The organism is Paracoccus sp. PARArs4, from assembly GCF_947311865.1.
In the GTDB taxonomy this organism is placed as follows: Bacteria; Pseudomonadota; Alphaproteobacteria; order Rhodobacterales; family Rhodobacteraceae; genus Paracoccus; species Paracoccus zeaxanthinifaciens.
In genome coordinates this window covers 92,861-114,022 of record NZ_CAMZMW010000002.1, presented here as the reverse complement: position 1 = coordinate 114,022, position 21,162 = coordinate 92,861, and the positions used below count along the sequence as shown (strand labels likewise).

Annotated in this window: 24 protein-coding genes; 12 read left to right on the top strand and 12 right to left on the bottom strand. The window is 68.0% G+C overall.

Annotated features, from left to right (window positions below):
- Positions 1-155 precede the first annotated feature (155 nt).
- A complete protein-coding gene (locus QMZ16_RS02035; RefSeq protein ID WP_282601924.1) occupies positions 156-1,418 on the top strand; it encodes a L,D-transpeptidase in 1,263 nt (420 codons plus the stop codon).
- Positions 1,415-2,017 carry an extensin family protein gene (locus QMZ16_RS02030; protein WP_282601923.1) on the top strand — a complete coding sequence of 201 codons (603 nt, stop codon included), beginning with the start codon at positions 1,415-1,417 and terminating at the stop codon, positions 2,015-2,017. The genes QMZ16_RS02035 and QMZ16_RS02030 overlap by 4 nt, the downstream gene beginning before the upstream one ends.
- Here the strand turns inward: QMZ16_RS02030 and QMZ16_RS02025 are convergent, their stop codons facing one another.
- Both QMZ16_RS02025 and QMZ16_RS02020 read right to left on the bottom strand, forming a co-directional pair.
- On the bottom strand, positions 2,018-2,749 hold the full coding sequence (locus tag QMZ16_RS02025) for a Crp/Fnr family transcriptional regulator (RefSeq protein WP_282601922.1): 732 nt from the start codon (positions 2,747-2,749) through the stop codon (positions 2,018-2,020).
- Between the two features lie 87 nt (positions 2,750-2,836).
- Positions 2,837-4,159, bottom strand: a complete 1,323-nt coding sequence (locus tag QMZ16_RS02020; protein WP_282601921.1) for a FliI/YscN family ATPase — start codon at positions 4,157-4,159, stop codon at positions 2,837-2,839.
- Positions 4,160-4,248: 89 nt separating this feature from the next.
- Here QMZ16_RS02020 and QMZ16_RS02015 point away from each other — a divergent pair, with 89 nt between their 5' ends.
- From QMZ16_RS02015 to QMZ16_RS01970, 10 genes are read left to right on the top strand one after another with little or no spacing between them, the layout of a single operon-like run.
- Entirely contained in the window at positions 4,249-4,629 is a 381-nt protein-coding gene (locus QMZ16_RS02015; RefSeq protein WP_022705943.1) for a FlgB family protein, read from the top strand.
- Between the two features lie 17 nt (positions 4,630-4,646).
- A complete protein-coding gene (gene flgC, locus QMZ16_RS02010) occupies positions 4,647-5,039 on the top strand; it encodes a flagellar basal body rod protein FlgC (protein WP_282601920.1) in 393 nt (130 codons plus the stop codon).
- A gap of 10 nt (positions 5,040-5,049) precedes the next feature.
- Complete coding sequence (locus QMZ16_RS02005; RefSeq protein WP_282601919.1) at positions 5,050-5,334, top strand: flagellar hook-basal body complex protein FliE; 285 nt, start codon at positions 5,050-5,052, stop codon at positions 5,332-5,334.
- Positions 5,334-5,600 (top strand): flagellar biosynthetic protein FliQ, encoded by a 267-nt coding sequence (locus tag QMZ16_RS02000; RefSeq protein WP_022705946.1) that lies wholly within the window; start codon positions 5,334-5,336, stop codon positions 5,598-5,600. The genes QMZ16_RS02005 and QMZ16_RS02000 overlap by 1 nt, the downstream gene beginning before the upstream one ends.
- A 3-nt stretch (positions 5,601-5,603) precedes the next feature.
- On the top strand, positions 5,604-6,320 hold the full coding sequence (locus tag QMZ16_RS01995; RefSeq protein WP_282601918.1) for a flagellar hook-basal body complex protein: 717 nt from the start codon (positions 5,604-5,606) through the stop codon (positions 6,318-6,320).
- A 9-nt stretch (positions 6,321-6,329) separates the two neighbouring features.
- On the top strand, positions 6,330-7,115 hold the full coding sequence (gene flgG / locus QMZ16_RS01990) for a flagellar basal-body rod protein FlgG (protein ID WP_282601917.1): 786 nt from the start codon (positions 6,330-6,332) through the stop codon (positions 7,113-7,115).
- On the top strand, positions 7,115-7,528 hold the full coding sequence (gene flgA / locus QMZ16_RS01985; protein ID WP_022705949.1) for a flagellar basal body P-ring formation chaperone FlgA: 414 nt from the start codon (positions 7,115-7,117) through the stop codon (positions 7,526-7,528). The genes flgG and flgA overlap by 1 nt, the downstream gene beginning before the upstream one ends.
- Positions 7,529-7,549: 21 nt before the next feature.
- Positions 7,550-8,281, top strand: a complete 732-nt coding sequence (flgH, locus tag QMZ16_RS01980) for a flagellar basal body L-ring protein FlgH (protein WP_022705950.1) — start codon at positions 7,550-7,552, stop codon at positions 8,279-8,281.
- Between the two features lie 9 nt (positions 8,282-8,290).
- Positions 8,291-8,752 (top strand): flagellar basal body-associated FliL family protein, encoded by a 462-nt coding sequence (locus QMZ16_RS01975; protein ID WP_282601916.1) that lies wholly within the window; start codon positions 8,291-8,293, stop codon positions 8,750-8,752.
- A gap of 11 nt (positions 8,753-8,763) precedes the next feature.
- On the top strand, positions 8,764-9,783 hold the full coding sequence (locus QMZ16_RS01970; protein ID WP_282601915.1) for a glycosyltransferase: 1,020 nt from the start codon (positions 8,764-8,766) through the stop codon (positions 9,781-9,783).
- A gap of 3 nt (positions 9,784-9,786) precedes the next feature.
- Here the strand turns inward: QMZ16_RS01970 and QMZ16_RS01965 are convergent, their stop codons facing one another.
- From QMZ16_RS01965 to QMZ16_RS01920, 10 genes are all read right to left on the bottom strand, one after another.
- Positions 9,787-10,881 (bottom strand): flagellar basal body P-ring protein FlgI, encoded by a 1,095-nt coding sequence (locus QMZ16_RS01965; protein WP_282602046.1) that lies wholly within the window; start codon positions 10,879-10,881, stop codon positions 9,787-9,789.
- A gap of 5 nt (positions 10,882-10,886) precedes the next feature.
- A complete protein-coding gene (locus QMZ16_RS01960) occupies positions 10,887-11,894 on the bottom strand; it encodes a hypothetical protein (RefSeq protein WP_282601914.1) in 1,008 nt (335 codons plus the stop codon).
- Positions 11,895-11,896: 2 nt separating this feature from the next.
- Positions 11,897-13,312 carry a flagellar hook-associated protein FlgK gene (gene flgK, locus QMZ16_RS01955; protein WP_282601913.1) on the bottom strand — a complete coding sequence of 472 codons (1,416 nt, stop codon included), beginning with the start codon at positions 13,310-13,312 and terminating at the stop codon, positions 11,897-11,899.
- A gap of 25 nt (positions 13,313-13,337) precedes the next feature.
- A complete protein-coding gene (locus QMZ16_RS01950) occupies positions 13,338-14,639 on the bottom strand; it encodes a flagellar hook-basal body complex protein (RefSeq protein ID WP_282601912.1) in 1,302 nt (433 codons plus the stop codon).
- An 84-nt stretch (positions 14,640-14,723) separates the two neighbouring features.
- Positions 14,724-15,494 carry a flagellar motor protein MotB gene (locus QMZ16_RS01945; RefSeq protein WP_282601911.1) on the bottom strand — a complete coding sequence of 257 codons (771 nt, stop codon included), beginning with the start codon at positions 15,492-15,494 and terminating at the stop codon, positions 14,724-14,726.
- 84 nt (positions 15,495-15,578) lie between these two features.
- On the bottom strand, positions 15,579-16,793 hold the full coding sequence (locus QMZ16_RS01940; RefSeq protein WP_282601910.1) for a phenylacetate--CoA ligase family protein: 1,215 nt from the start codon (positions 16,791-16,793) through the stop codon (positions 15,579-15,581).
- A gap of 11 nt (positions 16,794-16,804) precedes the next feature.
- Entirely contained in the window at positions 16,805-17,626 is an 822-nt protein-coding gene (locus QMZ16_RS01935; RefSeq protein WP_022705959.1) for an ABC transporter ATP-binding protein, read from the bottom strand.
- A gap of 56 nt (positions 17,627-17,682) precedes the next feature.
- On the bottom strand, positions 17,683-18,966 hold the full coding sequence (locus QMZ16_RS01930) for an ABC transporter substrate-binding protein (protein ID WP_282601909.1): 1,284 nt from the start codon (positions 18,964-18,966) through the stop codon (positions 17,683-17,685).
- A 57-nt stretch (positions 18,967-19,023) separates the two neighbouring features.
- Positions 19,024-20,100 carry a branched-chain amino acid ABC transporter permease gene (locus QMZ16_RS01925; RefSeq protein WP_282601908.1) on the bottom strand — a complete coding sequence of 359 codons (1,077 nt, stop codon included), beginning with the start codon at positions 20,098-20,100 and terminating at the stop codon, positions 19,024-19,026.
- A gap of 46 nt (positions 20,101-20,146) precedes the next feature.
- Positions 20,147-21,133, bottom strand: coding sequence for a branched-chain amino acid ABC transporter permease (locus QMZ16_RS01920; protein ID WP_028725479.1), 987 nt, complete (start codon positions 21,131-21,133; stop codon positions 20,147-20,149).
- Positions 21,134-21,162: the final 29 nt, after the last annotated feature.

Here is a 21,162-nt window from a genome sequence, read left to right as displayed (position 1 = left end):
GGATTGCATTCCGCATAGTGGAAATCAACGGTGAAAATTTGCAGATCGTGCAGGACATTAATGTTTCATTGACCGGATCGTGACCGGCGGGGTATCTGGCGGATTTCCGCCCAACCGCCATAATCGCCCCGCCCGATACCGGAGTTTTCCACCCCATGCCGACCAAGCTGGCCCCCGCCCTTCTTGCGCTTGCCCTGACCGCGACCATGGTCCAGGCGCAGGACGCCCCCCTGACCGCCGAGGCCATCGAGGCCGCACAGTTCGGTGGCGGCGACCTGCCCGGCGGGCGCTCTGCGCTGACGGCCAAGGTGCAGATCCTGCTGGACCGCTCGGGCACCTCGCCCGGCGTCATCGACGGCTACAAGGGAGAGATGAGCCGCAGCGCGCTGATGGCGTTCGAGCGTCGCGCCAGCCTGCCCATGGACGGGGTGCTGGACCCGCATGTCTGGAACCTGCTGCAGGCCTATGCCGAACGTCCGGCGACGCAGGACTATACCATCACCGAAGCCGACGCGCAGGGGCTGGTCGATGCCATCCCCACCGATTACGCCGAGAAGGCGCAGATGACGGCCATGGCCCATACCAGCGTGGCCGAACGCCTGGCCGAGCGTTTCCACATGGACGAACGCTTCATCGCGATCCTGAACCCCGGCGCGACCTTCACCCCCGGAGAGGTGATCCGCGTCATGGCCCCCAACCCGCCGATCCGCGGGCGCGTGGCGCGCATCCTGATCGACAAGGCGACCCGCCGCGTCGCGGGATACGATGCGAACGGCAACATGGTCGTGGACTATCCCGCCACCATCGGCTCGTCGGCGACGCCCTCGCCCGAAGGGGCGCATGACGTGCGGACGGTGGCGGTGAACCCGAACTATACCTACAACCCGAACGTCAACTTCCGGCAGGGCGACAACGACAAGCCGCTGATCGTGCCGCCGGGGCCGAACGGTCCGGTCGGCTCGGTCTGGATCGGGCTGTCGAAGCCGACCTACGGGATCCACGGCACGCCGACGCCGTCGCAGCTGTTCCACAACGCCTCGAACGGGTGCGTGCGGCTGACGAACTGGGATGCCGAGGAACTGGCCAAGCTGGTCTCCATCGGCGGCACCTCGGTCGAGTTCCTGCCCACGGGCACCACCATCGCCGATGCGCTGAACCGGGGCGTGCCCGCCACCGACATGCCGGTGGACACGCCCCTGAGCCTGCCCGCCGAGACGCAGCCGACCCCGGCCGCACCCGTGCCCGCGCAGCCGCTGACCCTGCCCGCCGATCCGGTCCAGCCTCAGCAGATCCACGAGGACACGCGCGAGGAACTGGCACCCCAGCCGGATCCCCAGGCCGATCCGCTGACCGATGCGCTGGACAGCGTGCTGCCCGAGGGCTTCGTCGTGCCGCCGCTGGATCAGGCCACCGAATGAGGGTCCTGCCGGTCATCGTCGCCATCTGGTCGGCGCTGGCCGGCGCCGCTGCCGCTGGCGATGCCTGCGACCTGGCCCTGCTGTATTTCGGGGCGCGATACGAAAAGCTGGAACCGCAGGGCGAAGGCGACTGCGCGGTTCCCGACCCCGTCCGCCTGATGCGCCTGTCCCCCGAGATCGCGCTGCCCGCCAAGCCCGTCCTGCAATGCGACACGGCCCGCGCGCTTGCGCTGTGGGCAGACCGCGCGCTGAAGCCCGCCGCCGCCGCGCTGCCCGGCGCGCCCCGCCTGACGCAGCTGGACACCGGCCCCGGCCATGTCTGCCGCGACCGCGTCGGTACCGGCAAGGACGACCCCAAACCCTCGGAACACTCGACCGGCAGCGCGATCGACATCACCCGCTTCGTCTTCGACGACGGCACCGCGATCGACATCGAACCACGAGAGGGGGACCTGGCGATGGCCTTCCAGCGCAGCGCGCGGGCCTCGGCCTGCCTGTATTTCACGACCGTTCTGGGTCCGGGCGCGAACGCGGCGCATGACGATCACCTGCACCTGGATCTGGCGCGGCGCAACGGCGACTGGCGGCTGTGCCAGTGATCAGCGCCCGTGGCGTTCGAGGTCCAGGTAGGTCGGATCGAACCGCGCCAGCGCCGCCAGCCCCGGCCAGTCGAGGATCGTGATCTCGGTCCCGGTCCAGCGGATCAGCCCCCGGTCGCGCAGGTCGCGCACGGCCCGGTTCACATGGATCGGGGAATATCCCAGGATCTCGGCCAGTTCGCGCTGCAGAAGCGGCAGGAAGAACTGGTTCTGCGATGCCGCGCCGACGGCGTTCAGGCGGGTGTAGATCTCGCACAGAAGATGCGCCAGATGCGCGCTGGACCGCAGGCTGGCCGCCGCGACCAGCCATTGGCGGTGGATCGCCGCGTCGATCAGCGTGGCCATCCACAGAAGGCGGGTCAGGTGCGGGAAATTCTCGGTGATCTCGGACAGCTCGGCATGGTCGATGAACTCGACCTCGGCATGGCCCACGGCCACGACCGAATGTTCCAGCCCCGCAAGGACGAACCCGTGCAGGTCCACGAAATCGCCCGGCACGTGCAGCGCCGTGATCACGCGGTCGTCGGGACGCCCGACCAGCTGATGGGACCGCGCGGACATGCCGCGCAGCATCATGCAGCTGCGATGGGCGTTCCGTTCGCGCGGAACGATCACCTCTCCGGGGCCATAGCTGACATGGGTGGTCTGGATCGCCCTCAGGCGTTCCAGATCACGTTCGCTCAGGATGTCGCGCCGCTGGAGAAAGCGGATGAAGTACTCTGTTATCGCCATGTCTGCCGCTCCTTTCCGCGACGGCGGAAAACTGGCAAATCAAGTTGTTAGGTTCAATGCTTCGACAGCCTTTCTAACATTCATCAATCAGCCGCGGTTCCGTGGTCCTGGGGAAATTCGCAGCGCCCGGTCCAGCGCGGCAAAGCTTTCGTCGATGCCCGCGCTGCGCATCGCGGCGAATTCGTCCAGCTGCGGTTGCAGCTTCACCGCCTCGTCCAGCCGCGGATCCGAGCCGGGCGCATGCAGGCCCGCGCGAATCATCAGCTCGGATTCGGCGAATGACCCGAGCGCGGCGCGCGCCCGCGCGATCCGGGCGTTCTGTTCGGCCGTCGCCGCATCCGGCAGCGACCGAGAGACCGATCGCACGATGTCGATGGCCGGAAAGCGCCCCCGTTCGGCGATGGCCCGGTCCAGCACGACGTGACCGTCCAGCGTGCCGCGCAGGATGTCGGCCACCGGCTCCTCCATGTCCGAACCGGCGACGAGGACGCTGAAGATGGCGGTGATGTCGCCCGCCCCTTCCGGCCCCGGCCCCGCGCGTTCGGCCAGCGCCATGATCAGGTTCGAGACCGAGGGCGGAAAGCCGCGATAGCTGGCAGGCTCTCCGGCGGCCAGCGCGATCTCGCGATGCGCCTCGGCGAAGCGGGTGATGGAATCGGCCAGGAACAGGACGTGCCGGCCCTGGTCGCGGAAATGTTCGGCCACAGCCATAGCGGCCCAGGCGCAGCGACGGCGCAGCAGCGGCGAGCGGTCCGACGTGGCCGCGACGATCACGGCACGGGCCATCCCCTCGGGGCCGAGCGTGCGTTCGACAAATTCGCGCAGCTCGCGCCCGCGTTCGCCGATCATCGCGATCACCACGACATCGGCCTGCACGCCCCGCGCCATCTGCGACAGCAGCGTGGACTTGCCCACACCCGACCCCGCGAACAGGCCGATCCGCTGCCCCGCGACCAGGGGCAGCAGCGTGTCGAAGACCGCAAGCCCCGTCGCCAGCCGCCCGCCAAGGCGCTTGCGGCCCGCAGCCGGGGGCGGATCGGCGCGAAATTCGCGGGTCGAGCCGCCCTGCATCAGCGGGCGCCCGTCCAGCGGCAGCCCGAACGGGTCGATGATCCGCCCGATCCAGGCATCGCAGGGCGCGATCCGGGGCGCGGGCAGCAGTTCCGCATCCGCCCCCACGGCCAGCCCCTCGGTCGGGCCTTCGGGCAGCACATGGGCGTGGCGCGGCCCAAGGCCCACCACCTCGCCCTCCAGCGGGCGCGAGTCGCGCGCCATCGCCACGCGATCCCCGACCGAGGCGCGCAGCCCCTCGACCGAGACGAGGCCGCCATGCACCTGCCTGACGCGCCCGTGATGCCGCAGCACCGGCATCTGCGCGATGCGCGCGGCGATCGAGTGAAGTCTGTCCATTCCGTCCCCGCCGATTTTCCCGGTTCACGAAACGTTTTCTAAACGACTCGGGGTTAAGACCGGGTTTATCGAGACAGAGGAGAAGCCTCATGTTTGAGAATATCCAGATGATGCGGATGGCCCGCGCCCTGACCGCCCATGCGGCGGACCGGCATGTCGCCACCGCCCGCAACATCGCCAATGCGGACACGCCCGGATACCGCGCGACGGACCTGGGCGAGTTCGAGGAAAGCTTCGCGCAGGGAACCGCGCTGCGCGTCAGCGATCCGCGCCACCTGCCCGCGCCCGACTGGACGCCCGGCGCCGCGCGCCTTGCCGAAACCGCGACGCCCATGTCGCCCAACGGCAATTCCGTCTCGCTCGAGGAGGAGCTGGTCCGCGCGGCCGACGTGAAGCGTCAGCACGACCTGTCGCTGGCCGTCTATCGGTCGGGCCTGGACCTGATGCGCAGCGGCCTCGGCCGGAACTGAACCAAGGGAAGATCAGAATGAGCGAACCCATCTCGCCCCTGCGCCTTGCGGCCTCGGGGATGCGGGCGCAGTCCGAACGTCTGCGTCACAGCGCCGAAAACATCGCGAATGCCGACACGCCGGGTTACCGCCGCAAGCTGGTCGCATTCGAACAGGCCGTCGCCATGGGCCGCCCCACGGGCGAGGTCGCGGCAGGCCGGGTCCAGTTGGACCGCAGCGCCCTGCCCCGCATCCACGACCCCGCACATCCGATGGCCGATGCCCAGGGCTATTACGACGGCTCGAACGTGGACCTCGTGATCGAGCTGGCCGACGCCCGCGAAGCCGGGCGCAGCTACGAAGCCAACCTGCGCATGTTCGAGCAGAGCCGCGAGATGAGCGGCGCACTTCTGGACCTGATCCGCCGCTGAGGAGAACCCCATGATCACCGCAATGAATGCCGCCAGCGCCTACAGCGCCGCCCGCGCCGCCGTCGCCCCCGACGCGACCGCGGCGCCCCTTGCCCGCGCCGGACAGGCCGCCGAGGAATTCGCCGCCCAGATGGCGCAGGTCGACCAGGCCGCGACCGCCGCGATGACCGGCCAGGGCAGCACGCACCAGCTGGTCCAGACCATCGCCGAGGCCGAGCTGGCGATGCAGACCGTCACCGCCATCCGCGACAAGGTCGTCGAGGCCTATCAGGAAATCCTGAGGATGCCGGTCTGATGGGCGACGCGATCCTGTTCGACATGCTGCGCCAGGCGCTGCTGATCGCGGTGCGCATCTCGGCCCCGCTGCTGGGCGTCGCGCTGGTCGCGGGCGTCGTCATCGGCCTGTTCCAGGCGCTGACCTCGGTCCAGGAGATGACGCTAACCTTCGTGCCCAAGGTGGGCCTGATGCTGGTCGTCTTCTGGGTTTCGATGAGCTTCATGACCACCGCACTTGCCGATTTCTACCTGGGCGAGGTCATCCCCTTGGTCGCGGGAAGCTGAGCCATGGACAACGCGATCTATGCCGGGCTGACGCGCCAATCGGGACTTCTGGCCGAAATGCGGGTGGTGGCCAACAACATCGCGAATGCGAACACCGCGGGTTTCCGCCGCGAGGGCGTGATCTTCGCGGAACATCTGTCCGCCGTGGACGGGCGCGGCGACACGCTGTCGATGGCCCATGCGCGCGGCAGGCTTCTGGACCTGCAGCAGGGCGTCCTGACGCAGACCGGCAACAAGATGGACCTTGCGATAGAAGGTGACGGCTTCTTCATGGTCGAAACCCCCGAGGGGCTGCGCCTGACGCGCGCGGGCGCCTTCACCCCCTCGCCCGAGGGAGAGCTGATGACCTCGGACGGGCACCGCCTGATGGACGAGGGGCAGGCCCCGATCATCCTGCCCGCCGGGGCCGCGAATGTCGTGGTGGGTGCGGACGGAACGCTGTCCTCGAACGGGGTGCCCTTCGGCCGCGTGGGCGTCTTCGCCGCGCCCGATCCGCAGGACCTGACACGCCAGGGCGGCACGTCCTTCGCCTTCGCAGGCAACCCCGAACCCGCCGAGGATGCCCGCATCCGCCAGGGCTTCCTCGAGGAATCGAACGTCGATCCCGTCTTCGAGATCACCCGCATGATCGAGGTCCAGCGCGCCTACGAGCTGGGCCAGAGCCTTCTGGACCGCGAGGATCAGCGCATCCGCGGCGCGATCACCGCCATGACCCGTTAAGGAACCCCCATGAGAGCCCTTCAGATCGCCGCCACCGGCATGAGCGCGCAGCAGACCCGCGTCGAGGTCATCTCGAACAACCTCGCGAACATGTCCACCACCGGCTACAACGCCCGCCGCGCCGAATTCGCGGACCTGCATTACCAGCAGGCGGCCCGCCCCGGCAGCGTGACCGCCGCCGACGGGACCGTGATCCCCGTGGGCGTCCAGCTGGGCCTGGGCGTGCGCGCCACCGCCGTCAGCGTCAATTTGCAACAGGGCGGGCTGGCCCAGACCGGCGGCGATCTGGACGTCGCCATCGAGGGCGGCGGATACCTCGAGGTGACGCTGCCGTCCGGCATCTCGGGCTATACCCGCGACGGGGGGCTGAAGCGGTCCGCGGACGGGCTGATCGTCACCTCGGACGGCTATCCCCTCGTGCCGAACATCACGATACCGGACGACGCGCGCGCCGTCGCGATCAATGCCGGGGGCGAGGTGCATGCCTATTTCGCCGACCGGGTCGAACCCGAACTTCTGGGCCAGATCACCCTTGCGGGGTTTTCCAACGAGAAGGGCCTCGAGGCGATCGGATCGAACCTGTTCATCGAGACCGCGGCATCCGGCGGCGCGCAGGTCGTCAATCCGGGCGAGGAGGGCCTGGGCACCCTGCGGCAGGGCTATCTGGAAGAAAGCTCGGTCGATGCGGTGCGCGAGATCACCGAACTGATCAAGGCGCAGCGCGGATACGAGCTGAACGCCAAGGTCATCACCGCCGCCGACCAGATGCTGGGCGCCACGGTGCAGGTGCGCTGATGCGGGGCCTGTTCATCGCATTGGCGCTGATGCCCGGCATCGCCTGCGCGGGGGGCCTGGGCGCGGCGCGCACCCTGCCCGCCGGCACCGTCGTCACCGCGGCCGATTTGCGCGTGATCGACACAGACCGCCCGGGGCTGACCGATCCCTCGGCCGCGATCGGGATGCAGACGCGCATCACCGTCTACGAGGGACGCCCGCTGCATGCCAACATGCTGCAGGCACCCCGCCTGATCGGGCGCAACCAGATCGTCCGGCTCAGCTTCCAGCGCGGATCGCTGCGCATCGACACCGAGGCCCGCGCCCTGTCCGACGGCGCCGAGGGAGAGCTGATCCGCGCCATGAACCTTGCCTCGAAAACCCAGATCACCGCGCAGGTCATGCCCGACGGCAGCCTGTCCGTCCCGCGCTGACCCCATCCGAAGGAAGACAGAATGTCCGTGAAACCCGCCCATTTCCTTGCGCTGGCCCTGACGCTGACCGCCTGCGGTCGCGCGGCCCAGGTCGGCCAGGCACCCGAACTGACCCCGATCCACCAGACCGAGGAATTCATGGCGATGACGAACCCGCCGCTGGACCTGCCGGTCGATTCCGGCCGCCCCGAGGCTGCGGCCTCGTTGTGGGCGGGGGGCGGGTCGTCGCTGATCAGCGACCGGCGCGCGGCGATCCGCGGCGACATCCTGACCGTCGTGATCGAGATCGACGACAGCGCCGAGCTGTCCAACAGCAGCGGTCGCAACCGGACCTCGAAGGACAGCGTGTCGATCCCGCAGATGGCCGGCATCCCGCAGCGCCTGGACCGCAAGCTGCCCGAGGGGGCCAGCATGGACGAACTGGCCGATGCGTCCTCGTCCTCGACCTATCGCGGCAGCGGCAACATCTCGCGGCGCGATCGGCTGACGCTGCGGGTCGCCGCGACCGTCATCGACACGCTGCCCAACGGCACCCTGCAGATCGAGGGCACCCAGGAGGTGCGCGTGAACTTCGAGTTGCGCGAGCTGACCGTCAGCGGCTTCGTCCGGCCCGGCGACATCGACCGCCAGAACGAGATCGCCTATGACCGCATCGCGGGCGCGCGCATCAGCTATGGCGGGCGCGGGCAGATCACCGACGTGCAGCAGCCGCGCTACGGCCAGCAGATCGCCGACATCCTGCTTCCCTATTGAGGTGACCCGATGATCAAGAAGCTTCTGCCGATCGCCTTGCCGCTGATCGCCCTTGTGGGGGGGGCGATGGCGGGCGACATGCTGCGCCCCGCCCCGCCCGAGGGCGACCCGCCCCATGCCGAGGCCAAGCCGAGCGAGGACCCGAAGGCCGAGACCTATTTCACCTTCCCCTCGCAGTTCTTCGTGCCGCTGGTGCGTCGCGGGACCATGAACGACATCATGGTGCTGACGCTGACGCTGCGGACCGGGGCCGAGACGATCGAGGCCGTCGAGAAGAAGGAACATTCGCTGCGCGACGCGCTTCTGCGGCAGCTGATGATCCATGCGAATACCGGCGGGTTCGACGGCAACTACACGGTGGATCGCAACCTCGCGCAGCTTCGCGACGACCTGCTGAAGGCCGCCCGGGGCGTGACCGACCTGCCCATCGACGCCGTCCTGATCGAGGACATCGCCCGCCAGCAGGGCTGATCCCGACCGGCATGATGCCGCGCCCCACCACGGGGCGCGGCCTTGTCATGTCCAGCCGCCCGCGCCACAAGCGATGCAACCAGCGCATCCGGTCGGGACACATGCCGCAGCACATCACCATCCTACTTGCCACCTATCGCGGGGCCGAGCATCTGCCGCGGCAGCTTGCCAGCATCGCGGCGCAGACGCATTGCGACTGGTCGCTGGTCATCTCGGATGACGGATCGACCGATGCGACGCCGCGCATCGCCGCCGACTTTGCCGCTTCGCGTCCAGCGGGCCAGGTCCGCATCCGGCGCGGGCCGCGCCAGGGCGCAACGATGAACTTCCTGTCGATGATCGACGAGGTTCCCCAAGGCGCCGCGATGGCCTTCTGCGATCAGGACGATCACTGGTTTCCGGACAAGCTGGCGCGCGCGGCAACCCATGTGGCGACCGATGCGCCCGTCCATTACGCCGCGCGCACGATCATCGCGGACCAGGACCTGCATCCGCTGACGGGATCGCGGTATTTCCGCAGGCCGCTCGGGTTCCGGAACGCGCTGGTGCAGGCGATCATGGCGGGGAACGCCTCGGTCTTCTCGGCGGATGCAGTCCGCCTGCTGCGCATTGCCGCGCCTTCGGCCATCCGCGCGCAGGTTCCCTCGCATGACTGGTGGGCGTATCAGGTCACCTCGGGTGCAGGCGCTCGGCTGATCCATGATCCGAAGCCCTGCCTTCTATATCGCCAGCATGGCCGGTCCGAGGTCGGCCGGAACGATACGGCGCTGGCGATGGCATTGCGGTTGCGCAAGCTGATGTCGGGAGATTACGGCGACTGGCTTCGGGCCAACCGCGACGCGATCGCCCCTGTCGCGGATCTTCTGACCCCTGCGAACCGGCGCGTGTTCGAAACCTTCTGCGATGCCCTGACGGCCAACGGCCCGCGCTGCGCGACATTGCTGCGGCAGGCGGGCCTCTATCGACAAACGAGGGCGGGGACGACCGCGCTCTATGCCTCGGCGGTGGCGGGGGCCTGGCGCCCCCGCTAGGGGTCACTCGACGATCAGGTCGGCATGAAGCGCGCCGGCGGCATGGATCGACTTGAGGATGTCGATCATGTCCCGCGGACGGACCCCCAACGCGTTCAGCCCCGCGACCAGGTCCGACAGGTTCGTCTCGCCCGCGACCTCGACGAAGCCGAGGCCCGGTTCCTGCTGCAGATCGACGGCGGTGCGGGGCACCGTCACGGTTTCGCCCTGCGCGAACGGGTTCGGCTGCGAGACGACGGGTGCCTCGGCCACGCGCAGCGTCAGGTTCCCCTGCGACACCGCCACCCTGGAAATCCGCACGCGTTCGCCCACGACGATGGTGCCCGACTTGTGGTCGATGACGACCTTGGCGCGATCCTCGGGCTCGATCGTCAGGTTCTCGATCCGCCCGAGGACGCGCGCCGGGTTCACATCGCCCAGGTTGCGGAAGTTCACGACGATCGTCCCGCTGTCCTGGGTGATCGCAAGTTGCCGGTCGAAATCGCGGTTGATCGCGTCCTCGACCCGCGTGGCGGTCGTGAAATCCGCGTTGCGCAGCGCGATGCGGATGTTGTCGATACCGGCAAAGTCGAACTCGACCTCACGCTCGACCCGGCCGCCGACGGGGATCTTGCCGGTGGTCGGCACCCCCTCGACCACGCGCGCCGCGTCGCCCGCAGCCGCAGCGCCCCCGGCAATGATCGACCCCTGCGCCACGGCATAGATGTTGCCATCCGCGGCCTTCAGCGGGGTCATCACCAGCGTTCCGCCCAGCAGGCTGCCCGCATCTCCGATGGCCGACACGTTCACGTCGATCCGGCTGCCCGACCGCGCGAAGGGCGGAAGGGTCGCCGTGACGATCACCGCAGCGACGTTCTTGGACCGCAACGCGTCATCGGTCACGTTCACGCCCAGCCGCTCCAGCAGGCCGGCCAGCATCTCTTCGGTGAAGGGGGCGTTGCGGAAGCCGTCGCCCGTCCCGTCGAGGCCCACCACAAGGCCGTAGCCGACCAGGTCGTTGCCGCGCACCCCGTCGAAATCCGCCAGATCCTTGATGCGGACCGGCACCGCCGCGACGGAGCCGGCCAGCGTCAGCCAGATCAGGATCGCCGAAACCAGCCCCCTCACCGCAGGTAGTCCACAAGGCTGAGGCGCGACAGCCGTGCCGTCACCGCATAGAGCGCCTCGAGCTGGCCCTCGACCTCGGTCAGGGCGGCGGCGGTCTCGAAGGCGTCGGCGCCACGGATATCGGTGCGCGCGATCTCGAATGTGGAAATTGCCGCGGTATTCGTCACGCGGGCGCGTTCGACGACCTCCTGCTTCAGGCCGATGCTGCCCATCTCGGTCAGGATGGCGGTGTCGGCGGCGATCATCGCCTGCCCACCCGCGCGCACCAGTTCGCCCTGTGCGGCCCTGTCGCCCGCCAGCACGCCGCGATCCATCAGCGCGATCATGGCAAGGCCCTTCAGCAGGTCGCGAACCCCCTGGCTGGCCGCATTCGTCGTGATCGCGACCTCGACCCCTTCGGATACCGGGATCGTCCGCGCATCCGTATTCCCGCGATAGGCGCTGTCGCTGAACCCGCCCGCGGGCGCGTCGAACCAGCCCGACACCGCCGCCTGCACCGAGGCCGCATCCGTCGCGCCGCCGACCACGATCATCAGCTGGTCCAGCATTTCCTGCGCAGAGGCCAGCGGCCGCGTGTCCGTTGCGGTCCCCGACATCTGGAAACGGCCCGCATTCATGCCGTTCAGCTGCTGGACGACGGTCTCGAAGGTGGTCGCCACCTGCCCGATCCGCGTCTGCAACGAGAAGCCTCCCTCCAGCAGCGGATCCGAGACCAGCTCGATCCCCAGGTTGCCCGTGCCAAGCCGCACGGCCTCGAAGATGTTCTGCAGCCCCTCCAGCTGGTTCGCGGCCTCGCTGGCGTTCTGCTGCAGCTGCCGCGTCCCCGCCAGCCGGGTCTCGATATCGTTCAGCGTGCGCGTATTGCCCTGGACGCGCTGCCCCAGATCCGCGACCTGCCCCGAGGCCACCTCCTGGGTCAGGGTGTTCATCGTCGCCTTCAGCCGGTTCGTCGACAGCTGCAATGCATAGGCGCGGGCCTGATCGCCGGTTCCCGTCACGGTCATGGTCACATCCTCAGGATCTGGTCGAGCATTTCGTCGATGGCCACGAGGACGCGGGCATTGGCGGCATAGCTCTGTTCGTATTGAAGCAGTTTCTGCATTTCGGCATCGGTATCGACCCCATCGGCCAGCAGGCTGCCCGAGATCGTCTCGACCCGGCTCTGCCGGATCGCGAGATCGCCCTCGGCCTCGATCCGGCGGGTCGAGACGCGGGCCTCGACCGTGCCGAAGCGATCGGCCAGCGTCGCCCGCCCCGACAGGCCAGCGCTGCCTGCGGGATCCGCGGCATCCTCCAGCGCGGCGATCATGCCGCCGATGCGGCTGCCATCGCCTGCCGCATTGGCAGGACCACCGCCGAAGCCGTCGCGCAGCCATGCCGGATTTCCGCTGGCACGCGTGTCCGCCAGCGGGTTCAGCGCGATCCGGCCCGCCATCCCGACCGGATCGCCGCCGATCGGATCGACGAAGACCTCGTCGCCATTCGCCGCCTGCAACCGGTCGCGCAGGTCCATCGCAAGCGCATCCAGTTCGGCCTGCATCTGGGGGGCAAGCTGGTCGCGGATCTCGAACTGCGCCGAAAGCGAGCCGCCCGCGAACAGCTTCATCTGACCCTCTTCCAGCGGCTTGCCGTTGAAGGTCGGAAGGTTCAGCCCTGCCCCCAACGACTGGTCGGCCGTGACCTGACCGTCGCCCTGGAAGCCGAAGGTGGCGGGCAGGTTCCCGTCCAGCAGCACCGCACCGCCCGCCGTGAACAATGCGACCTTGCCGCCCTCGCGCGCGACCTCCTGCACGGGGACGATCCCCGCGATGCGATCGATCGCAACCTGCCGTTCGTCCCGCAGGGTCGAGGCATCGGTCCCGTCGGCGTCCAGCGCAGCGATCCGCGTGTTCAGATAGGCCACCCGCGAAAGGGACGCGTTCAGCGTCTCGATATCGGCGGCGATCGCGGTCTGCGCGGCCCCGCGCGCCGCCTGCACCGCATCCGATGCGCCGTTCAGCCGCCCCGCCAGGGCCGAGGCCGCGCTGGCCAGCTGCGTCAGCCGGATCTCGTCATCCGGGCGCGTCGCGGCCGAGGCCAGCGCCGTCTGGAAATCGCTTAGCGCGGTGCTTAGGGCCGCAGGCTCTCCGGGCAGGCCGATGCGGGTTTCCATCGCGCCCTGGAAGGCCGAGATGACGCGCGCCTCGTTGCTGGCCGACGACGCGATCCGGCTTTCGTTCAGCAGGGTCGCGTTCACGATCCGCGCGATGCCGTCCACGCGCACCCCGCCCGCGCCGCCCTGCGTCTGCGCGCTGACGACGGTCTCGCGCCGGGCATAGCCGGGCGTCATGGCGTTGGCCAGGTTGGCGGCCACCGTCTCGGTTCCACGTGCGGTGGCGGTCAAACCCGACATCGCGCTGGAAATGGCCTGTGCAATGCTCATCCCGTATCTCCTGCGCGGGTTGCGGTCAGCGTTTGATGTTCGTGGTTTCCTGCAGCATCTCGTCCACGGTCTGGATGATCTTCGCGTTCGAGGAATAGGCCCGCTGCGTGGTGATCAGATAGGTCAGTTCCTGCGCGATATCCGTGGTCGAGCTTTCGCGTGCATAGCCGGTGATCGTGCCGGTCGGCCCGTCGCCGCTGTCCCACAGGTAGAAGCCGCCGGATTCGGGCGATGCGATGAACGCCTGCCCTTCCTGCGCCACCAGCCCGTTGGGGTTCGGCACATCCACCACCGGCACCTTGTAGAGCGACTTGACCGCGCCGGTGTCATAGGTCGCCATCAGGAAGCCCTGCTCGTCCAGTTCGACATTCACCAGCTTGCCCACGGGTGATCCGTTCTTCGCGATATTCGAGGGCGAGAACCCTGCCGCCAACTGCTTCAGCCCGCCGCTGCTGGTCGGGGTGCCGACGAACAGGTCGATCTGGCCGCCGCCGACCGTCAGCGGGATCGTCCCCGAAGCCGCGTCGTATGCCGCGCCCGAGGTCGCGACGACCGACTGGATCGCGCCGCCATTCGCCTGGCTGGAATCGAAGGTGACGGTGAAGGTCGCGATCGGGTTGGTGGCGGATTGGCTGTCGTCGATCTCGACGGTCCAGGTGTTCGACATGCCGTCGGGATTGGACTGGACGGGGGTGAAGCGGATGTCCAGCGACTCGGTCGTGCCGAGATTGCCGAAATACTCGACCCTCAGCGGAAGGGCGGCGGTGCTGCCATCGGGGCGGGTCTCGGTCGCGGGCAGGTTCAGGCCCAGGGACACCTCGGTCGTCGGGTCGCCGACGGGCGTGTTCGCGTCGATGCGGATCGGCTGCAGCGTCGCTGCCGTGTCGCGCGACACGGCCCCGGTATCGCCATCCGCAGTCGTGGGCCATCCCATCAGCACCAGCCCGTTCGCGGTCCGCAGGACGCCGTTCGCATCGGGCGCGAAGGATCCCGTGCGCGTCATCATCATGCCGGGCGTGCCGCCATTGGTCACGTCCGTGATGCTGGTCACGGGCAGCATGCCCCGCCCCGACATCGCAAGATCCAGCGCGCTGGAGGAGGTGACGATCGCACCTTCCTGATCGACGATGCGCTGCGTGCTGGCCCTGACGCCGCCCGCCGTGTACTGCCCCGCGCCGCTGCCCACGACCATCGAGTCGAATTCGGTCGTGACCCGCTTGTAGCCGAAGGTGGAGGCATTCGCGATATTGTCGGAAATCGTTCCCAGGCGGGACGAGTTCGCCGACAGGCCCGCGACGCTGGCATTCATGGCAGAGGACATGGACATGGACGGCAATCCTTATGAAACGCTGTTGCCGTCAGCTTGCCGTCCAAGATTCAAGATTCGGTTAATCCCGGGGCGCCCGCAGGTTCATCTCAGTAAAATCACCTCGATCCGGTTGTTCCCGGGGTCCATCGGGTTCGACGACCGGTTCCGCCGGTCGGCATAGCCGGTGACCCGCTCGAACCGGTCGGGATCGAAGCCGCGCCCCTCCATCAGGTTGCGCATCGCGTGCGCGCGCGCGTCAGACAGCGCCCAGACGGGCGACGCGACAAGCATCTCGGGATAGGAACGGACATGCCCCGCAACACCCAGCTGGTTGCGCGTATGGTCCAGCACCCGCGACAGAACGCCCGCCAGCGCCATCAGCGTGGGCGTGGGCTGGGCCGTATCCTCGATGAACAGCGGCGCGGCGGTCAGGTCGCCGACCTCGATCACCAGCCCCTCGTCGGTCATGCGGGTCACGACATGCTTCAGCAGGTTCGCCATCTGCATGGATTCCGCGCCCGTTCCGGTCAGCGCATCCTGCACCGCCTTCGCCGTCTCCTCGAAATCGCCCGCCTTCTCGCTGTCGGGCAGCGGGGCCTCGACCGCGTGGCGGACGCCGTGCTCGGTCCCCTCGCCCGACATGCCGCTGCCCGCGCCCGGCGTCTTCGTCACCGAGGGCGAGAAATACTGCGCCAGCCCGTTGCGCTGTTCCTCGGTCGTGGCGTTCAGCAGCCACATCAGCAGGAAGAAGGCCATCATCGCTGTCACGAAATCGGCATAGGCCACCTTCCATGCGCCGCCGTGATGGCCCGCCTCGGCCGCGCCCTCGACGCGCTTGATGATGATGGACGACGCTTTCCGTCCCGCAGCCATGACACACCCCGATCTGATCCGATGCCCCAGATTGGCCGAAGGGACGCATCGCGCAAGGCGGTCGGTCAAATGCCCCGCATTCGGTCAGTCGTAGTTGCGCCGATCCTCGATGACGCGGCCGTCATTGGGCAGGCTGCCGGGGGCCATCAGCTGGACCTGGCCGCGCAGCTTCAGCGTGTCCATGATCGTGGCGTCGTAATCGCCCCCCTGCGCGGCGGTCTCGAGCTGCACGGTCATCACGTCCATCTCTCCTTGCCGGTCGGCGATGACGCGGGCGCGCGCGATCTCGGGGTGGCGGGCGACAAGCGCCGCGACCTGCTCGGGGCGCACGAACATGCCCTTGATCTTGGTCGTCTGGTCGGCGCGACCCATCCACCCCTTGATGCGCATGTTTGTCCGCCCGCAGGGGCTGTCGCCCGGCATCACCGCCGACAGATCGCCCGTCGCGAAGCGGATCAGCGGATAGTCGGGGTTCAGCGTCGTGACCACGACCTCGCCCACCTCGCCATCGGGGACGGGATCGCCGGTGCCGGGGCGCACGATCTCGACGATGACGCCCTCGTCCACGATCATCCCCTCGAGCGCCTCGGATTCGTAGGCGATGTTGCCCAGATCGGCCGTGGCATAGCATTGCCGCGTGACGATCCCCCGGTCCGCGTAAAGCTCGCGCAGCGACGGGAACAGCGCACCGCCCCCGACCACGGCACGGGTGAAGGACAGGCGCTCGTTCATCTGGTCGGCACGGTCCAGGATCACCTTCAGGAAATCGGGCGTGCCCGCATAGCAGGTCGTTCCGATATCGACGGCGGCGCGGACCTGCAGCTCGGTCTGGCCGACGCCCGCGGGCAGGACCGCGGCATCGACCGCACGCGCGCCGCTCTCGAACATCATGCCGGCAGGCGTCAGGTGGTACCCGAAGCAGTTCTGCACGATGTCGCCGCGCCCCACGCCCGATGCGTGCAGGAACCGGCCCAGCCGCCACCAGTCGCCGTCGCGCCTGCCCGGTTCATAGATGGGGCCGGGGCTCTGGAAGACATGGTCGAATTCCGACGGCAACCGCGTGGTGAAGCCGCCGAAGGGGGGCTGGCGCTTCTGCGCGGCCGACAGCTCGGACTTGCGGATGACCGGCAGGCGGGCCAGCGCGTCGCGATCCGTCACCTGGGCCGGATCGACATCGCGCAGCAGCCGCGCAAGCGCCGGAGCGGTCCTGGCACGCCCGATCGCGGCCGGCAAAACGGTCGCAAGGGCCTCGGCCCGTGCCGCATGGTCACGGGTCTCCTGGTCGTCGTAATGGCTCATGGCTTCGTCCTTCAGGCCAGCCAGCGCTTGCGCCGGCGATAGCTGCGCACGTCGCGGAAGGACTTTCGCCCCTCGTCCGACATGCCCAGGTAGAATTCCTTGACGTCGGGGTTCTCGCGCAACTGGGCGGCGGGGCCGTCCATGACGATGCGCCCGTTTTCCAGGATGTATCCGTAATGGGCGTATCGCAGCGCGACGTTGGTGTTCTGCTCGGCCAGAAGGAAGGTCGTCCCCTCGCCTTCGTTCACGGCCTTCACGATCTCGAAGATCTGCTCGACCAGCTGCGGGGCCAGCCCCATCGAGGGCTCGTCCAGCAGGATCATCTCGGGGCGCGACATCAGCGCGCGACCCATCGCGCACATCTGCTGTTCCCCGCCCGAGGTGTATCCCGCCTGGCTGCGCCGCCTTTCGCGCAGGCGCGGGAAATAGTCGTAGACCATCTCGAGGTCGCGCTTGACCGCCGCCGCCCCGTCGCTGCGGGTATAGGCGCCGGTCAGCAGGTTCTCCTCGACGGTCAGGTGCTCGAAGCAGTGGCGGCCCTCCATCACCTGGATGACGCCGCGCTTGACCAGCGCCGCCGGGTTCAGGTCGGACACGCGATCCCCGCGATAGCTGATCGACCCCTTCGTCACCTCGCCGCGTTCGCTGGCCAGAAGGTTCGAGATGGCCTTGAGCGTGGTCGTCTTGCCCGCCCCGTTGCCGCCCAGCAGCGCGGTGATCCCGCCCTTGGGGACCGACAGGCTGACGCCCTTCAGCACCAGGATGACGTGGTTGTAGATGACCTCGACGTTGTTCACCTCGAGCAGGCTCTCTTGTGGTTCGGCGTCGAACATGGGCGTCCCTTTCCCGCGTGGCGGACCGGCGGATCGACCGCCGGCCCGGTGTCGCATCAGTTGCAGCGCGGCTCGATGCCGGCTTCCTGGGCATAGGCGGTGCTGTCCTCGTCGATCAGCGGCTGCAGGATCTCGGCATCCGGCTCGATCCAGTCGGTGATCAGGCTCCATTCGCCCGCGCCCGCATCCCATTGCTGGATGCGCGCAAGGCCCGCCCCGCCGTGGTTGTCGCAGCTCAGCGCGATGGGCTGGCCGAAATCGGGCAGGCCCAGCTCGGCCATGCGCTCGGGGGTGATCTCCAGCGCCTCGAAGCCGTCGCGCAGCTGTGCGCCGTCGATCTCGGGGGTGCCGGCAAGTTCCTGCGCCTTGGCGATGGCCTCGGCGATCACGAGGGCCGCATAGACGCCGCGGGAATAGATCACATTGCCCATCTGGTCGCCCGCGCCCGCGGCCTTGCCCGCGTCGATCACATGCGTGCGCAGATCGTCATAGAGCGGATAGTCCTGCCCCACGCCGTGGAAGGTCAGCGACTTGTAGCCGTCGGCCCCCGCGCCCGCAGGCGTCACGTCGTTCTCGGACCCCGACCACCAGATGCCGATGAACTTGTCCATCGGAAAGCGGATGTTCACGGCCTCCTGGATGGCGACCTGGTTCATGACGCCCCAGGCATACATGATGACGTAATCCGGCTTCTCGCGGCGGATCTGCAGCCATTGCGACTTCTGTTCCTGGCCGGGCGCGTCGACCGGGATCTCCAGCAGGTCGAAGCCGTGCTTCTCGGACAGGCCCTGCAGGGTGCGGATCGGCTCCTTGCCATAGGCGCTGTTGTGATAGACCAGCGCGACCTTCTTGCCGGACAGGTCGCCGCCTTCCTGGTCCAGGATGTGGCTGACCGCGACCGAGGCCCCGTCCCAGTAGTTCGCGGGCGCGTTGAAGACCCATTCGAACACCTCGCCGTTCTTGGCCGAGGTCCGCCCGTAGCCCGGCGTGTACAGCACGATGTCATCGACCGAGACCTTCGGGATCAGCTGGTAGGTGATGCCCGTGGACAGCGGGTTCAGCACCAGCGGGTCCTGCGATTTCAGCGACTCGTAGCACTCGACCCCCTTCTCGGTGTTGTAGGCCGTCTCGCATTCGGGGACCTGGATCAGCTGCCCGCCGATGCCGCCGTCGCGTTCGTTCAGCAGCGTGAAGTAATCCGCGAACCCGTCGGCATAGGGGATGCCGTTCGCCGCATAGGGCCCGGTGCGATAGGACATGTTCGGCACCACCAGGTCGGCCATGACCGGGCTTGCGGCCATCAGCATCGCGGCGGCCAGTGCGGGGACAGTCGTCTTCATCGGTTTTCTCCTCCCAGAGATGTTCTGCCGGTTGCCCGGTCTTCGAAGGCGGTCGGTTCAGTGCGGGAACGGCCAGAGACGCAGCTTCTCCTTGGCCAGCTGCCACAGCCGCGCAAGGCCGTGGGGTTCGACGATGAGGAAGGTCACGATCAGCGCCCCCACCACCATCAGCTCGATATGGGCGGCAAGGTCGGTGGGCCATCCGAAGCCGCCGACCAGCGTGTTCTTCAGCAGCACCGGCAGCAGCACCAGGAAGGCCGCGCCCGCGAAGCTGCCGAAGATGCTGCCCAGCCCCCCGATGATGATCATGAACAGCACGAGGAAGCTCTTGTTGATGCCGAAGGCCTCTCCGACCTCGGCCGCGCCCAGGTAGACGGCGAACAGAAGCGCGCCCGCGATGCCGATGAAGAAGCTGCTGACCGCGAAGGCCGACAGTTTCGCGGCCAGGGGGTTCACGCCGATGATCTCGGCGGCGATGTCCATGTCGCGGATGGCCATCCACTTGCGCCCGATGGTGCCGCGCGTCAGGTTCCGCGCGACCCATGCCAGCGCCACCACGAAGACGAGGCAGGTCAGGTATTTCGCGGGCGCCGTCGCCGTCGGGCCGGTCACCGCGATGTCCAGGACCGTGCGCGTCGGCGCCGTGATCTGCCCCGAGGCCGAGTTGTTGTAGAACCACGGCACCTTGTTGAACAGCCACACCAGGAAGAACTGCGCGGCCAGCGTCGCCACCGCAAGATAGAAGCCCTTGATGCGCAGGCTGGGCAGGCCGAACAGCACGCCGACCCCCGCGGTGATCCCCCCCGCCAGCAGGATGTGGATCATGACGTTGATGTCGGGAAATGCCGTCATCAGCTTGTAGACCGCATAGGCGCCGACGGCCATGAAGCCCCCGGTCCCCAGGCTGACCTGACCCGCATATCCGGTCAGGATGTTTAGCCCCAGTGCCGCGATCGCATAAATCAGGAACGGCACGAAGACCGCGTTCGCCCAGTAGTCGTCGATGACGAAGGGAAGCACCCCGAAGGCCACCGCCAGCACCGCGTAATATCCCCACCGGTCCAGCCGGATCGGGAAGGTCTGCCCGTCCGAGCGGTAGCTCGTCTTGAAGTCGCCAGCCTCGCGATAGATCATGCCGATGCCCCTTCGATCATCCGGGTTTCGTTGATGTCAGCCATTGTCACACCCGCTCGATGATGCGTTCGCCGAACAGGCCCTGCGGACGGAAGACCAGGAACAGCAGTGCCAGCACATAGGCGAACCAGTTCTCGGTCGCGCCGCCCACCATGGGGCCGATCAGGAACTCGAACAGTTTCTCGCCCACGCCGATGATCAGCCCGCCGACGATGGCGCCGGGGATCGAGGTGAAGCCCCCCAGCATCAGCACCGGCAGCGCCTTGAGCGCGATCAGCGACAGGCTGAACTGCACCCCCGACTTGGTGCCCCACATGATGCCCGCGACCAGCGCCACGAAGCCCGCGATGGACCAGACCATCACCCAGATGAAGCGCAGGCTGATGCCGACCGACAGCGCGGCCTGGTGGTCGTCGGCCACCGCCCGCATCGCGCGCCCCTGCTTGGTGTATTGCGAGAAGGCCACCAGCGCCGCGACCAGCGCCGCCGCGATGACCGTGGCCCAGATGTCCAGCCGGTCGATGAAGAAGCCATAGCCGAACCAGTTCGCGGTCGTGGACTCGATGGCGTCGGAAATGCCCTGCGGCAGCCCCACGTCCAGCGTCTTGATGTCCGCGCCCCACATCACGTCGCCCAGGCCTTCCAGGAAATAGGCAAGCCCGATCGTCGCCATGAACAGGATGATGGGTTCCTGGCCCACCAGATGCTTCAGGACCAGCTTCTCGATCAGGAAGGCCAGAAGCACCATCACGCCGGCGGTCAGCGCGATGGCGAGGACCGCGGGAACGGTCCAGCCGAAATGGTGCAGGCTGGTGCCGAAGGCCGCGTTGATCAGGTGGGCGAAGGGTATCTGCCCCTGCTGGATGCCCACCAGCGTCAGCGCCGCGAACAGCGCCAGCACCCCCTGGGCATAGTTGAACACCCCCGAGGCCTTGAAGATCAGAACGAAGCCCAGCGCCACCAGCGCGTACATGACGCCGGTCATCAGCCCGTTCAGGAAGACCTCTCCGGCAAAGATAAGCTGGTCCATCAGATGCGTCCTTTCGGGGCCGGGAAGAAGCG